Below are 15,061 nucleotides of genomic sequence, written 5' to 3' on the forward strand. Positions count from 1 at the left end.
GATTATTTACCTCCTTTAGATTTAGACGTATAGTCACGTTTACGAGGTGCAATTAAACTGATATCTACGTCTTCATATGTGAATTTAGGAGCTTGGCCTTTACCTTGGAACTCAGCTAAAGTTGTTTTTAACCATTCTTCGTCATTTCTATCTGGGAACTCAGGTTTGTAGTGCGCACCTCGAGATTCGTTACGGTTATATGCACCAATAGTAATAACTCTTGCTAGTTCTAACATGTTCCATAATTGGCGAGTAAAGAACACTGCTTGGTTACTCCAAGTTTGTGTATCTTCAATATCAATATTATTGTAACGTTCCATCAATTCTTGAATTTTCTTGTCTGTTTCTAATAATTTATCATTTTCACGTACAACAGTTACATTAGCAGTCATAACTTCGCCAAGTTCTCTATGAAGTTTATAGGCATTTTCGTCGCCTTTCATTTGAAGTAACTTGTCGAATTTCTCTTGCTCTTCACGTACTCTACGTTCAAAGATGTCATCACCTAGGTCTTCATAAGAAGTTTCGATGTTTTCGATATATTTAATAGCGTTAGGTCCGGCAACAGTACCACCGTAAATCGCAGATAATAATGAGTTCGCACCTAAACGGTTACCACCGTGTTGAGAGAAGTCACATTCACCAGCTGCAAATAGACCTTTAATGTTAGTCATTTGGTCGTAGTCTACGTATAAACCACCCATAGAATAATGGACAGCAGGGAAAATCTTCATAGGTACTTTTTTAGGATCGTCACCAGTGAATTTTTCGTAAATTTCGATGATACCACCAAGTTTAACGTCTAATTCATGTGGATCTTTGTGTGAAAGGTCTAAGTAAACCATGTTTTCACCATTAATACCTAATTTTTGGTTAACACAAACATCGAAGATTTCACGAGTTGCAACATCACGAGGTACTAAGTTACCATAGTCAGGATATTTTTCTTCTAAGAAATACCAAGGTTTCCCGTCTTTATAAGTCCAAATACGGCCACCTTCACCACGAGCTGATTCACTCATTAATCTTAATTTGTCGTCACCAGGAATCGCTGTTGGATGAATTTGGATAAACTCACCATTCGCATATAATGCACCATTTTGATATGCAATAGATGCCGCTGACCCTGTGTTAATCATAGAGTTTGTTGTTTTACCAAAGATGATACCAGGTCCACCAGTAGCCATAATTACTGCATCAGCACCAAATGACTTAATTTCAGAAGTAGTTAAGTTTTGTGCGACGATACCTCTTGCCATATTATCATCATCTTTAACTATGCCTAAAAATTCCCAGCCTTCAAATTTGTTTACAAGACCATCAACTTCATGACTACGAACTTGTTCATCTAATGCGTATAGTAATTGTTGCCCTGTAGTCGCACCTGCATAAGCTGTTCTGTGGTGTAATGTACCACCGAAACGTCTAAAGTCTAATAGACCTTCGTTAGTTCTGTTGAACATAACGCCCATACGGTCTAATAAGTGAATAATTTGCGGCGCTGCATCTGTCATTGCTTTTACTGGTGGTTGGTTTGCTAAGAAGTCCCCACCATATATTGTGTCATCAAGGTGAACTGCTGGAGAATCTCCTTCACCTTTTGTATTTACCGCTCCATTTATACCGCCTTGGGCACAAACAGAGTGTGAACGTTTAACAGGCACGATTGAGAACAAGTCTACATATGCACCTTGTTCTGCTGCTTTAATTGTTGCCATCAGACCGGCAAGTCCTCCACCGACAACAATAACTTTCTTCTCTGCCATACTATGTCACTCCCCTAAAATGTATCTAAAGACTAATTTAATTTAATATTATAAGAACGCTAAGATTGCACTAACACCGATGTAACTAACTACTAAGAACACGATTAATGATACCCAAGTGAATACTTGTTGTGATTTCTTAGATTGTAAGGCACCCCATGTAACTAAGAATGACCATAATCCGTTAGCAAAGTGGAATGTCACTGATAATGTACAGATTATGTAAAAGATTAACCACCATGGATTTGAAACTATGTCATGAACTAAATCAAAGTTCACTGGATGACCCATAGCTACTTGGATACGTGTTTGCCATAAGTGAATACCAACGAATACGAAAGTAATTACACCTGTAACTCTTTGTAGTAAAAACATCCAGTTTCTAAACTGTGAATAATGTCCTACGTTTTCTTTTGCTGTAAAAGCAATGAAAACACCATAAACACCGTGATAGAAAATAGGAATGTAAATAAATAAAAATTCCAAAACAATTAAAAATGGTAAAGATTCCATGAATCCCGCTGCTTTATCAAAAGCAGAAGCACCTTTAGTTGCTTGATGGTTTACAAGTAAATGTACAAGTAAAAAGCCACCAATTGGAATTACGCCTAGTAATGAGTGTAAGCGTCTTAAATAGAATTGATTTTTCGTGTAAGCCAAAAGGAAGTCCCCCCTGAGAAACAAATAATTTATTTGATTTCTTTTTTCAGCAATTACGAACGTTAACCAAATAAAAATTATTAAGAACAAAAACATGAAACTTACATGAAAACTTGTGTCTTTGTAAGTTCGACGTTTCAATTGTTAATAATTTAAATATCACACTATATAAATTGATTCTAAAATTAAGTGATAATACTTCTCAATTAGAAAACGCTTCCATAATTTAGAAAAAAAAGAAATCTCTTTGCCTATTATTGTAACACTAAATAAAGTAAATTTGGGCATGAGAATGATTCTCACACCCACTTTTTTTGATTTACTAATTATTAAGTGCATCATAAAGGTTTTTAGCAACATTTTTTGGTAAGCCTGCTTTTGTAAATTCTTCAACAGATGCCTCTTTCATTTTTTTAATCGATCCGAAAGTTCTTAATAATTTCGTTTTTCTTTTTGAACCAATGCCATCTACTGTATCGAGAACTGATTGCAGTCCTGTTTTTTGTCTCGTTTGACGATGGAAAGTAATCGCAAATCTATGCACTTCATCTTGAATACGATGTAACAGATAAAATGCTTGGCTATTTTTCTTCAATGGTACGACTTCTGCACTTGCCCCATAAAGTAAATCAGAAGTTTGGTGTTTGTCATTTTTCTTCAATCCTGCCACAGGAATATCTAAACCAAGTTCATTTTCTAAAACATCTATTACTCCACTCATGTGTCCTTTACCGCCATCAACAATAATAAGGTCAGGTAAAGGTGTACCTTCATTTAGTACACGCGTATATCTTCTTCTAACGACTTCGCGCATGGACTTATAATCATCAGGACCTTCCACGCTTTTTATTTTGTATTTTCGGTATCCTTTTTTATTAGGCTTACCGTCAACAAATGACACCATAGCAGAAACTGGATCTACACCTTGAATATTTGAATTATCAAAAGCCTCGATTCGAATTGGTGTTTGAATACCCATTCTATCGCCTAATTCTTCTATCGCTTTAACAGTACGAGATTCATCTTTTGCAATAAGTTCGAATTTATTATCTAACGTAATTTCTGCATTATGATTAGCTAAATCTACCATTTCTTTTTTCTTACCTTTTTGTGGTTGCACAATTTTCGTATCAACAACCGAGTTAATCACATCTTTATTTAAATTTTTAGGGACATGAACTTCTTTAGGTAAAATGTGTTGATTTAATTCATAAAATTGTCCGATAAACGTATAAAATTCTTCTTCTTCTGTTTGTTGTAATGGAATAATCGTAGCGTCACGTTTTATCATATTTCCTTGTCGTACGAAAAAGACTTGGATACACATCCAACCTTTAGATACGCTGTAGCCAAATACGTCTCTAACAGTATAGTCTTTTGAAATAATCTTTTGCTTCTTCGTTAAGTTGTTTATATGTTCAATTAAGTCTCTATATTCTTTTGCACGTTCAAAGTCTAATTCTTCACTTGCTTTTTGCATACGTTCTTCTAAATTACGTAAGATTGTTTTGTCTTCACCATTAAGGAAATCGGATATTTCTCGTGTCATCTCAGCGTATTTACTTTGATCAACTGGATAGACACACGGTCCCATGCATTGCCCTATATGATAATACAGACATAATTTATCGGGCATTTTATCACATTTTCTAAACGGATAAATACGGTCTAGTAATTTCTTTGTTTCTTGTGCTGAATAAGCATTAGGATAAGGACCGAAATATTTTCCAGTTCCTTTTTTTACAGTACGAGTAACGATTAATTTTGGATGTTTTTCTTTAGTTATTTTGATGAATGGATAGCTTTTATCATCTTTCAATAAAATATTATAACGTGGCTGATATTGTTTGATTAAGTTTAACTCTAATAACAATGATTCGGTTTCACTAGAAGTTACGATATATTCAAAATTTCTAATTTCACTAACAAGTCGTGTTGTTTTTGCGTCATGTGCTCCTGTAAAATAAGAACGTAATCTATTTCTTAATTTTTTTGCTTTTCCCACGTAAATAACTTGGTTATTTCTATCTTTCATTAAATAACAACCCGGTTCCATCGGTACAACTGTTAATTTTTGCTTTATTTGCTCTTGATAAGTTTCCATGATTTACCTCCCTTCTTTTACACTAGTCAGTTCATTGTAATGATATATTTCATGAATATACGTATTATAAAACATTATTCAACGTTTATTACAAAAATTAAAGCTGATACATTAATAGTTAATGTACCAGCTTTAAGCATTTAGCTTATAGATGTTTATCGATAACTTCTGCTAAGTTTTCTTTAGGTTGGAAACCAACAACTTTATCAACTGGTTCTCCATCTTTGAACACAATTAGAGTTGGAATACTCATAACTTCAAATTTAGCTGCAGTTGATGGGTTTTCATCAACGTCTAATTTTAAGATATTTGCTTTTCCATCATAGTCACCAGCAAGTTCTTCTAGCACTGGTGCTATCATTTTACAAGGTCCACACCAAGTTGCCCAAAAATCTACTAAATTAACTCCAGATTTAATGTTTTCATCAAAGTTTGAATCTGTTGCTTTTACGATTGCCATAAATGCCAATCCTCCTTATTTTCAAATGATGAGCAAATTATAACAGAATTTAATTTATTCTGCATAGCCCTTGCTCACTATTATTTTAGTTCTACTACCGTAACGCCAAAACCACCTTCGCTTGGCATTCCATTTCTATATGATGCCACACTTTTATGGTTTTTCAAATAGTTTTGCACACCTTTTTGCAAAGCACCTGTCCCTTTCCCATGAATAATATTAACTTGCTGATAATTGCTTAATACAGCTTGGTCAATATATTGGTCTAGTTCATTAAGTGCTTCTTCATAACGATAACCTCTTAAGTCTAAATCCATTTTTATATTTTGTCTATTTTGACGCTTAACCATTTTAGTAGGCGCTTCTTGGGTCTTTTTAGTTTTTTCTAAGTCGCTTAATGGCAGTTTCATTTTAATGATTCCCATTTGTACAATTGCTTCATCATTGGATACTACTTCTAGTACTTCACCTTTTTGACCATAAGTTAATACTTTGACTTCATCGCCCGCATGAATCTCATCCCATTTTTGTTTTTTAACCTGTTGTTTAATATCTTTTGCTTCATATTGATCATCAAGTTGTTTTTTCTTATCTATAAGTTCATGTTCTTTTACGTCGGCGCCTTTTTTATCACGTAATGTTCTTAAATCTTTTAATATTTGATCCGCTTCTTGTGTTGCAGATTTAACACGTTGATTAGCTTTATCTTTCGCTTCATCCATTAAACGTTTTTCATAAGCCTGATATTGTTCGTATTTTTTCTCTAAGTTATCATGTGTTTCTTGTGCTTCTCTCAATAATCTGTCGAGTTCTATACGCTGGTCATCTACGCGTTTAGAATTGCTTTCAAGCGAAGCTATCATTTCGTTAATTTCCTGTTCATCTTGACCAATCATAGATTGAGCTTGTTGAATAATCGTTTTATCCAAACCTAGTTTGCTTGATATGTCAAAAGCATTGGAACGACCAGGTACACCCATTAACAATTTATATGTTGGACTTAACGTTGTTACATCAAATTCAACACTCGCATTCATAACACCGTCTCTATTATAGCTATATGCTTTTAATTCTGGATAATGAGTCGTAGCCATCACTAAACTATTGACGTTGTGTACATAATCTAAAATACTCATAGCAAGCGCAGCACCCTCACTAGGGTCCGTTCCTGCACCCAGCTCATCGAATAAAATCAAACTATCTGCTGTTGCCTCTTGTAGTATTTCTACTATGTTTTTCATATGAGATGAAAATGTAGAGAGTGATTGTTCTATAGATTGTTCATCACCAATATCACAAAAGACATTTTCAAAGATACTTAATTGGCTACCATCTAAAGTAGGTACTAATAAACCTGATTGTGCCATAACAACAATAAGACCAAGTGTCTTTAAAGTAACTGTTTTACCACCAGTATTTGGTCCTGTAATTATCACTGTTGATATATCTTCGGCAAATTCAATCGTATTTGCAACAACGGTATCTTGATCCAATAATGGATGAAATGCTTTAGGTAAATAAACAGTACGTTCTGTATTAAATGTTGGTTTTGTTGCTTTAATTGAACTAGCATAACGCGCTTTAGCGATTAAAAAGTCAATTTGTCCCATTACATTTTCAGCCGTTAAACAACCTTCTGCTTCAGTTGCAACTTCCGCAGTTAATTCGATTAAAATACGTTCTCTTTCAACCGCTTCATCATTTTTCAATCTACTAATTGTATTGTTCATTTCTACAACAGAATTAGGTTCGATATATAATGTTTGACCTGATGCGGATTGATCATGCACGATACCATTAAAATCTTGACGGTATTCTGCTTTAACAGGAATAACATTACGGTCATTTCTAACTGTAACTAACGCGTCAGATAATTTCTTTTGGTTGCTTTGACTTTTAACAATTCTATCAAGATTTTGCTTTATTTTTTGTGTAGTGCTAGCAATCTTACTACGAATGCCTTGCAATTCATAACTCGCATTATCATATAAATCATACGTATCACATTTTTGATGAATGGTTTGATACAAATCCGTTAGTACAGGTAATTGGTCCATTCTACCATGCAAAATAGGATATAAAATCTCTTCATCGTCTTCTAGCAATTGATTATAAAATGTTTTGAATTGGTTTTGCACTTGAATTAGTCGTTTAATTAAATTCAGTTCGCTAACGTTTAATACCCCACCGATTGTTGCTCTATGAATTAATTGTGAAACTTTCGAAAGTCCACTCAAACTAGGCAATCTATGCTTATTATAGATTTGGGATAATTCATCTGTTTCATCAATTTGAAATTGGACCGTATTTAAATCTGTTGCAGGTGACATGTTCTGCGATTTTTCGCGACCAATATCACTAATGGTTTCCTTCTCAACTAAGGCTTTAATTTTATCGAATTCTAAGACATCTAATGATTTCTGTCTCATGTAATCCCTCTATTTCTTCAATTTAATGTTGTTTTCAATCATTGATTTAAATGATTCTCTCGTCATAGTATTTATGACTCTATCTTTATGAACAAATCCTTTTTGCGCTGTAGCTACACCATATTTCATAAATTCTAAATGATCTACGTGATGTGCGTCAGTATTTATTGTTAATTGAACATTAGGATGTTTTTTAACAACGTCTGCAATTAAATCAAGACGCTTTGGATTCGCATTAATTTCTAATATAGTGTTTGTTTCTTCTGCTAATGCACATAATTTATCAATATTAGGTTCATAACCAGGTCGTCTACCTATAATACGTCCAGTAGGATGCGCGATATGTCTTACATAAGGATTACGGCAAGCATTTTCTAAACGTTGCATAATTTCCTCTTCACTTTGATTAAAGCTTTGATGAATCGCAGCAATAACATAATCTAGTTTAGCTAATACTTCATCACTATAGTCTAAACTTCCATCTGGTAAAATATCCATTTCTATACCAGAATAAATATCTATTTCATCGTATTGCTTATTAAGTTCTTTAATTTCTTCATTTTGACGCAATAATCGTTCTTCAGATAAACCATTAGCAACTTTTAGACTTTGAGAATGGTCAGTGATAACCATAAACTCATATCCTTTTTTGATGTTTGCTTCGATCATATCTTTGATGCTAAATGCGCCATCACTATATGTTGTATGCATATGGATATCGCCGTTTATATCATTAAGTGTTATTACGTTTGATAAGTCTTTATCAAATTCACTACCATCTTCACGCATTGCAGGCGCAATCCAATCTACGTCAAAATGTTGGTATATTTCTTCTTCACTTTGATATTGTATTAATTTGCCATCTGCTTGTTCTATACCATATTCACTTATTTTTTCATTTTTATCCTTTGCCATTTGACGAATTCTAATATTGTGATCCTTTGAACCTGAAAAATGTTGTAACGTATGATAAAAAGCTGCTGGTTCAATAAGTCGGAAATCTACGCCGATTGTTTCGTCATCGTAGCTTACTTCAAGTGACACTTTTGTAGAGCCAACTGCGACTTCTTTTTGTTTATTTGGTATTTTAATTAACGCTTCTTGAACTTCTTGGGGTTTAGTAGTACTAATAATGTAATCTAAATCTTTACTAACTTCTTTATATCTTCTAAAGCTACCGGCAACTTCATATTTATCTATATCATCAATAGTATCTAAAAATTCATTTATTTCTGCACTTAATCCGCGCATTTGGTCAATAGGATAATGATCTTTTTTAGCACCTAACGCTTTTACTGCTTCTAAAATATTTTGTTCTGTTTTTTTAGCAAAACCGCTAAGTTCACTCACTTTACCTTGTTCACAGGCATTTTGTAGCGCTTCTTTATCAGTGATATTTAATTCTTTATATAACTTAGCAATTTTTTTACTACCTAATCCTTGTATTTTTAACAATGGTACTAAGCCTGCAGGAACTTCTTGTTCAAGGTCTGCTAAAGTTGTTGATTCACCAGTGTGTCTATATTCATCAATTACTTCGCCAACGCCTTTGCCTATACCTTTAAGTTCTGTAACGTCTTCAATTTCCTCTAAAGGTCGTTCATCTATTTCTAAACTTTGAGCCGCTTTTCTATAAGCTGAAACCTTAAATGTATTCTCACCTTTTAATTCCATATAAGTGGCAATTTTTTCTAATAATTGGATTACATCTTTTTTTGTCATATCAATTCTCCTCATAAAAAAAGGGCAAGACAAGTTAACATGTGCGAAATGCAACAGTATAAACCTTGCGTCTTGACCTCCTGGATAATAAATTTCTCAGTTTCAATAAGCTATTATATTTTTAAAATAAAGTGTGATAAAAATGGTATGTTTAAAATTAACGGTTTAGCTATCAAAGATACTGAAAGTTGTGATTGCACTATGTCATTTGGATAGATTGCTAAAACATAAAGTGCTAAATTCACTACTATTAATGAAGTAATTATACTAACAATCACGCCAACAATTCTACTCCATAGCGTAATATGAGATTGCTTAATCATATTATCAAATACAGCTACAATAGCATAGAGAATCAACTTCACTATGATAGCAATAAAAATAAATGCAATAATATGATAAAACCGTTGTTGCAACTGTTCGAACGGTACGGCAAATTTCATATCATATGCCAACGTTTTCGGAAACGGAACAAACAATTCTAATCGACGTGCAATCATAAGATAGTATGCATTGCTTATAATTAAGGCTACTACTGTACAAGCCCCATGTAATACACTAAAACCAAAACCACGTCTAAAGCCTATAACTGCCATGTATAAAAAAACAAGCGCTACAGCTAAATCTATAATCATTGATTTTCTCTATTTTTATATTGCTGTAATTCTTGTTGTAGTCTATAGTTTTCTTCTTCTAATTGCACTTTTTCATGCATGACGTTCACTGCAGTAAGCACTGCTTTACGCGTCGTATCTAATCCTGCATTTTTACGACCTAATTCTTTTAACTTTTCGTCAACCAAATTTGCAACGTAGCGTATATGTTCAGGATTATCAGTTCCTACTATTGTATAATGTTTATCATTTATGATTACGTTGATTCTATTCTTAAACTCACCCATATGATAGCTCCTACCTTTTATATTATAGTTCGTAGTTATTTAATTAAAATAGCGTTTATCAACTACATATATTAAAAATATTTATCATCAGTCATTATACAATACTGTATAATATTTTGTAAGACCTGTGATTTAATTAGTAAATTCACTTTAATATTATATAATTTTAGAAATCTAAATGTCCAAAGTGCTATCATCATTACTTTATGATAAGATTACTAGTGTTTTTGAAGAAATTTTGCGAAGTGGTGAATAAAAATGAGCAATATCGTACATAAATTATCAGCATCGGAAGTAAACCAATTAATTAAACGGTTAGACTTTGAGACATCTAACCTTCCTCAAGGTATGAAAGCTAAACTCAAATATAAAGGAACGGTTATTTCTATATATAACTCAAATAAAGTGATGTTCCAGGGAAGCAATGCAGAAAGTACAGCAAACGAACTGTTACCTCATGTCAGTTCAAATAATACTACTAAAAGTTCATCATCTACTAAATCGTCTACTAAAAAATCGGCGACACACCCACCTTTTAATAAATATAATTGTATCGGCAGTGATGAAGCAGGCAGTGGAGATTATTTTGGTCCTTTAACTGTTTGTGCCGCATACGTATCTAAAGAACATTGCCAAGTGTTGAAAACTTTAGGCGTTGACGATTCAAAGAAACTTACCGACACTAAAATAGTAGAACTCGCTGAACAACTTGTTACATTTATACCTCATTCATTATTAACATTGGATAATAAAAATTATAATATCAAACAAGCTAGTGGTTGGTCCCAAGTTAAAATGAAAGCCGTGTTACATAATGAAGCGATTAAAAATGTTACTGCAAAAATAGAAACTGACGCCTTAGATTATATCGTTATCGATCAATTTGCCGAACCTAACGTTTATAAAAGATATGCATTAACTCAGCTCCCTTTCGAAGAACGAACTTGCTTTGAAACTAAGGGAGAGTCTAAATCTTTAGCCATCGCAGCAGCAAGTATCATATCACGTTATGCATTCGTTAAAAATATGGATCATCTGTCAAAAAAACTCAATACAACGTTGCCTAAAGGGGCAAGTAACAAAGTAGACTTGAGTGCAGCAAAAATAATTGAACGTTGGGATATCAATGTACTAGATGATATTACGAAAAAACATTTTGCCAACCGTAATAAAGCACTGGCATTAGTTAATAAAAAACACAATTAGTAGCGCAGTAATTATACTAAATTCAACTGCTCATCATTATTAATATGTCTATTTTCAAATGCATCAAATTTTGTTGGAATTTAAAAAACGTCAATTTCTATTAAAATATAGAAATTGACGTTTTTATTTTAATTATAGCTATTAATATCTTAAATTCGTTTACCTATAGTAATATTATCGAATTGTTGCACCATTATTTTGTAATGCTTCTAAAATATCATCATGGACAGCATTAACTTTATCATCAGTTAAAGTTTCTTCTGTATCTAAATAATATAGTCTTATTGCAACAGATTTTTCATCTTCAGCAACGTGTTCACCTTCATAAACATCAAACACCTGTGTATCTTGTAAAATATTGCCACCATGTTGTTTAATTGTTTGGATTAGTTCAGCTGATGGTGTTTCTCTATTAATTAATAATGCTATATCTCTCGCAGCACCAGGGAATCTTGGGATTGGTTCATAATTAATATAACCAACTTGAACAGCCATTAATTTTTCGTAGTTTAATTCAAATACATAAGTACGATTTAAATCATAAGCTTGCTCAACTGTTGGATGTAATTCTCCAACAAAACCTACAACTTCATCGTTTAAATAAATCATAGCAGTTCTACCTGGATGCATACCTTCAATTTCGCCATTAGCATAGTCAAAAGTGATGTCTAAAGTTTCTGCGATTCTGTCTACAACACCTTTAGCGATAAAGAAATCAATTTCTTCTTTTTTATTTTGCCAATCATTTGTTACATAATCGCCAGTTAAAATACCACTTAAGTATTCTACTTCATCCGGCAAATTACCCTTACCATTGTCGAAAAATACTCGTCCTAATTCAAATAATCTTACGTCTTTATTTTTACGAGCAACGTTATAAGATACGGCATCAATTAAATGTGGAATTAAACTTTGACGTAAAGTCGAATGCGCTTCACTCATAGGCATTAATAACTCTGTAGTATCTCTATCTACTAGAGTGAGTTGTCGCGCTCTTTCTTTATTAATTAAAGAATAATTAATTGCTTCGCTCAAGCCCGCGCCTTCTAATGAACCTTTAACAATTCGTGTCTTAGCTTGTCTGTCAGTCAATTTACCACTTGTAACAGTATCGAATACTGGTAATGTAGAAGGAATTTCGTCATAACCATATATTCTAGCAATTTCTTCAATTAAATCTTCTTGAATCGTGATGTCTTTACGTCTTGATGGTACATGTACAGTTAAAGTGTCATTATTATTTTCAGTTTTAAAACCTAATTGCACAAAGATATTAATAATATCGTCTGCACTTAAGTCAAAACCAATAGTATTGTTGACTTTATCTACTGTTATATTTATCGGCGTAACAAATTCTCCTAAGTCACCTTGTGATACACGGTCTTTTAGCACAGTACCGCCGGCATAAGTTTCTAATAAATAACATGCTCTATCTACGGCTTCGTTGACGAATTCAGTCGCAATACCTTTTTCAAAACGGCTTGAAGATTCACTACGTAAGTTTAATCGACGAGATGTATGGCGAATTGATACCGGATCAAAAATAGCACCTTCAACTAACACATTAGTCGTATTTGGTGTTACTTCTGAAAAGTCTCCACCCATTACGCCACCTAAAGCTACAGGTTGTTGGCCGTTAGTAATGACGATATCTCCTGAAACTAAACTACGTTGTTGGTCATCAAGTGTTGTCATCGTTTCATTTTCTTGTGCTTGTCTTACGACGATTTGTTCTGAACCGATTTGGTCTTTATCGAACATATGCAATGGTTGACCATATTCTAATAACACATAGTTTGAAATATCTACAACGTTATTAATAGGTCTAATGCCTGCTTTGATTAAACGTGTTTGCATCCAAATTGGAGAAGGAGCAATTTTAACGTTTTTAACCCCTCTTACACTGTAATAAGGTGTCTTATCTGGGTTTTCTACCGTTACTGACATGCTGTCATGTATTGATTCATCAGCATCTGTAGTTTCCGTTTGTGGTTTTGTCATAGAAGTATTATATAGTGCCGCAGCTTCATACGCCGTACCTACCATGCTTAGTGCATCTGCTCTATTTGGCGTTAAATCAAATTCCATTACTTGATCATTCAAATATAAAGCAGATAGTGCATCTGTACCAGGCTCTACAGTATCAGGGAAAACAAATATACCGTCCTCAAATTGTTTAGGTACTAAATTACTAGCTATACCGATTTCTTGTAATGAACAAATCATACCGGCAGATTGTTGGCCACGTAATTTAGCTTTCTTTATCTTAATGCCACCAGGTAATCTACCACCTACTTTAGCAACGATTACTGTTTGCCCTTCATCTACGTTTGGCGCACCACAAACAATTTGTACTGGTTCCTCTTCACCGATATCTACTGAACAAATATTTAATTTGTCTGCGTCAGGGTGGGAAGTTTTTGAAATTATATAACCGACAACTAAATTTTTAATATCTTGCGTATAATCAATAATATCGTCAACTTCAATACCTGTACGTGTTATTCTTTCGGCAAGAACATTAACAGGTTGATTGACATTAACGTAAGATTCTAACCATTCTTTTGAAATTAACATTATTGCTCACCTCTATCTTCTACTGCTTTAAATTGATTTAAGAATCTCACATCATTTGTATAGAAATGACGAATATCTTCAATACCGTATTTCAACATTGCAATACGGTCTGGTCCCATACCAAATGCAAAACCTGTATATTTTGTAGAATCGTAACCAGCTTTTTCTAAAACATTTGGATGTACCATTCCAGAACCTAAAATCTCTATCCAACCTGTATGTTTACAAACGTTACAACCTTTACCCTTACATTTGAAACATGAAATATCCACTTCTACTGAAGGTTCAGTGAATGGGAAATAACTTGGTCTTAAACGAATTTCTCGCTCGTCACCAAATAAACTTTTCGCTAATAATTCTAAGGTACCTTTAAGGTCACTCATTTTTATATTTTCATCAACTACTAAACCTTCAATTTGCGTAAATTGATGACTATGTGTCGCATCATCTGAATCACGGCGATATACTTTACCAGGGCAAATGATTTTAACTGGTGCTTTGCCGTTTCTTTTTTCCATTGTTCTTGCTTGTACAGGAGATGTATGTGTACGCATTAATATTTCTTCAGTAATATAGAAACTATCTTGCATATCACGTGCTGGGTGTGATTTAGGTAAGTTTAATGCTTCAAAATTATAATAGTCCTGTTCTACTTCATAACCATCAACTATTTCATAGCCTAAACCTAAAAATAAATCTTCTATTTCTTCAATTGTACGTGTTAAAGGGTGTTTTGCACCGATTGCCATTTTTCGACTAGGTAATGTAACATCAATTTTTTCAGTCGCTAACTGTTGTTCTAATTGTTCTTTAGCCAATAATTCTTGGCGTGATTCAATTTCAGTTTCAATAGCTTGTCTCACTTCATTAACTTGTTGGCCATATTGTGGTTTCTCTTCATTAGGTAAATCTTTCATATGTTTCATTAATCCACTAACTGAACCTTTTTTACCTAAATATTTAACTTTAACATCTTGTAATTCTTTTTCATTCGCAGCTTCATTAATATCAATTAATGCTTGCTGTTGTAACTGTGACATTTCTTCAGTTTGAACCATACTTTCTCCTCCTAATTTCGCTCACTTTTTTTACCAATAAAAAAAGACTTTCACCCCTGTAATAAAGGGACGAAAGTCTTCCGTGGTACCACCCAAATTTATGCCTTAGCATACGCTTGTAACGTCTTGATAACGGAATCTAATTCCGACTTAAATTTCTTTAAGTAACCAAAAAGGT

11 protein-coding genes are annotated in these 15,061 nt (G+C 33.5%); 1 reads left to right on the forward strand and 10 read right to left on the reverse strand.

From position 1 onward, the window contains the following. Nucleotides 1-2 precede the first annotated feature (2 nt). The 8 genes from sdhA to zapA form a co-directional block, all read right to left on the reverse strand. Nucleotides 3-1,766, reverse strand: a complete 1,764-nt coding sequence (sdhA, locus tag C7J89_RS10030; RefSeq protein ID WP_061854927.1) for a succinate dehydrogenase flavoprotein subunit — start codon at nt 1,764-1,766, stop codon at nt 3-5. Between the two features lie 48 nt (nt 1,767-1,814). Further along, the gene (locus C7J89_RS10035) at nt 1,815-2,426 is read right to left on the reverse strand and encodes a succinate dehydrogenase cytochrome b558 subunit (protein WP_103294799.1); all 612 of its coding nucleotides are present in this window, start codon (nt 2,424-2,426) and stop codon (nt 1,815-1,817) included. A gap of 322 nt (nt 2,427-2,748) precedes the next feature. After that, the gene (gene uvrC / locus C7J89_RS10040; RefSeq protein ID WP_103295964.1) at nt 2,749-4,530 is read right to left on the reverse strand and encodes an excinuclease ABC subunit UvrC; all 1,782 of its coding nucleotides are present in this window, start codon (nt 4,528-4,530) and stop codon (nt 2,749-2,751) included. Nucleotides 4,531-4,675: 145 nt separating this feature from the next. After that, nucleotides 4,676-4,990 carry a thioredoxin gene (gene trxA, locus C7J89_RS10045; protein ID WP_048794161.1) on the reverse strand — a complete coding sequence of 105 codons (315 nt, stop codon included), beginning with the start codon at nt 4,988-4,990 and terminating at the stop codon, nt 4,676-4,678. A gap of 80 nt (nt 4,991-5,070) precedes the next feature. Further along, entirely contained in the window at nt 5,071-7,419 is a 2,349-nt protein-coding gene (locus tag C7J89_RS10050) for an endonuclease MutS2 (protein ID WP_103295965.1), read from the reverse strand. Between the two features lie 9 nt (nt 7,420-7,428). Further along, entirely contained in the window at nt 7,429-9,141 is a 1,713-nt protein-coding gene (gene polX, locus C7J89_RS10055) for a DNA polymerase/3'-5' exonuclease PolX (RefSeq protein ID WP_103295966.1), read from the reverse strand. 113 nt (nt 9,142-9,254) lie between these two features. After that, the gene (locus tag C7J89_RS10060; RefSeq protein WP_103295967.1) at nt 9,255-9,776 is read right to left on the reverse strand and encodes a CvpA family protein; all 522 of its coding nucleotides are present in this window, start codon (nt 9,774-9,776) and stop codon (nt 9,255-9,257) included. Further along, on the reverse strand, nt 9,773-10,042 hold the full coding sequence (gene zapA, locus C7J89_RS10065) for a cell division protein ZapA (RefSeq protein ID WP_061854933.1): 270 nt from the start codon (nt 10,040-10,042) through the stop codon (nt 9,773-9,775). Before zapA ends, C7J89_RS10060 begins: the two co-directional genes overlap by 4 nt. 258 nt (nt 10,043-10,300) lie before the next feature. On the opposite strand from zapA, the gene rnhC reads away from it, so the two are divergent. Further along, a complete protein-coding gene (gene rnhC, locus C7J89_RS10070) occupies nt 10,301-11,248 on the forward strand; it encodes a ribonuclease HIII (protein WP_103295968.1) in 948 nt (315 codons plus the stop codon). A gap of 174 nt (nt 11,249-11,422) precedes the next feature. Here the strand turns inward: rnhC and pheT are convergent, their stop codons facing one another. Both pheT and pheS read right to left on the reverse strand, forming a co-directional pair. Continuing rightward, nucleotides 11,423-13,825 (reverse strand): phenylalanine--tRNA ligase subunit beta, encoded by a 2,403-nt coding sequence (pheT, locus tag C7J89_RS10075; protein ID WP_103295969.1) that lies wholly within the window; start codon nt 13,823-13,825, stop codon nt 11,423-11,425. Next, nucleotides 13,825-14,883 (reverse strand): phenylalanine--tRNA ligase subunit alpha, encoded by a 1,059-nt coding sequence (gene pheS / locus C7J89_RS10080; protein WP_061854936.1) that lies wholly within the window; start codon nt 14,881-14,883, stop codon nt 13,825-13,827. The genes pheT and pheS overlap by 1 nt, the downstream gene beginning before the upstream one ends. Between the last annotated feature and the right edge of the window lie 178 nt (nt 14,884-15,061).

It is taken from the genome of Staphylococcus kloosii, assembly GCF_003019255.1.
Classification (GTDB): domain Bacteria; phylum Bacillota; class Bacilli; order Staphylococcales; family Staphylococcaceae; genus Staphylococcus; species Staphylococcus kloosii.

Coding starts and splice junctions, on each gene's coding strand:
- sdhA (WP_061854927.1), bottom strand. CDS start 1,766: ATGGCAGAGAAGAAAGTTATTGTTGTCGGTGGAGGACTTGCCGGTCTG.
- uvrC (WP_103295964.1), bottom strand. CDS start 4,530: ATGGAAACTTATCAAGAGCAAATAAAGCAAAAATTAACAGTTGTACCG.
- trxA (WP_048794161.1), bottom strand. CDS start 4,990: ATGGCAATCGTAAAAGCAACAGATTCAAACTTTGATGAAAACATTAAA.
- C7J89_RS10050 (WP_103295965.1), bottom strand. CDS start 7,419: ATGAGACAGAAATCATTAGATGTCTTAGAATTCGATAAAATTAAAGCC.
- polX (WP_103295966.1), bottom strand. CDS start 9,141: ATGACAAAAAAAGATGTAATCCAATTATTAGAAAAAATTGCCACTTAT.
- C7J89_RS10060 (WP_103295967.1), bottom strand. CDS start 9,776: ATGATTATAGATTTAGCTGTAGCGCTTGTTTTTTTATACATGGCAGTT.
- zapA (WP_061854933.1), bottom strand. CDS start 10,042: ATGGGTGAGTTTAAGAATAGAATCAACGTAATCATAAATGATAAACAT.
- rnhC (WP_103295968.1), top strand. CDS start 10,301: ATGAGCAATATCGTACATAAATTATCAGCATCGGAAGTAAACCAATTA.
- pheT (WP_103295969.1), bottom strand. CDS start 13,825: ATGTTAATTTCAAAAGAATGGTTAGAATCTTACGTTAATGTCAATCAA.
- pheS (WP_061854936.1), bottom strand. CDS start 14,883: ATGGTTCAAACTGAAGAAATGTCACAGTTACAACAGCAAGCATTAATT.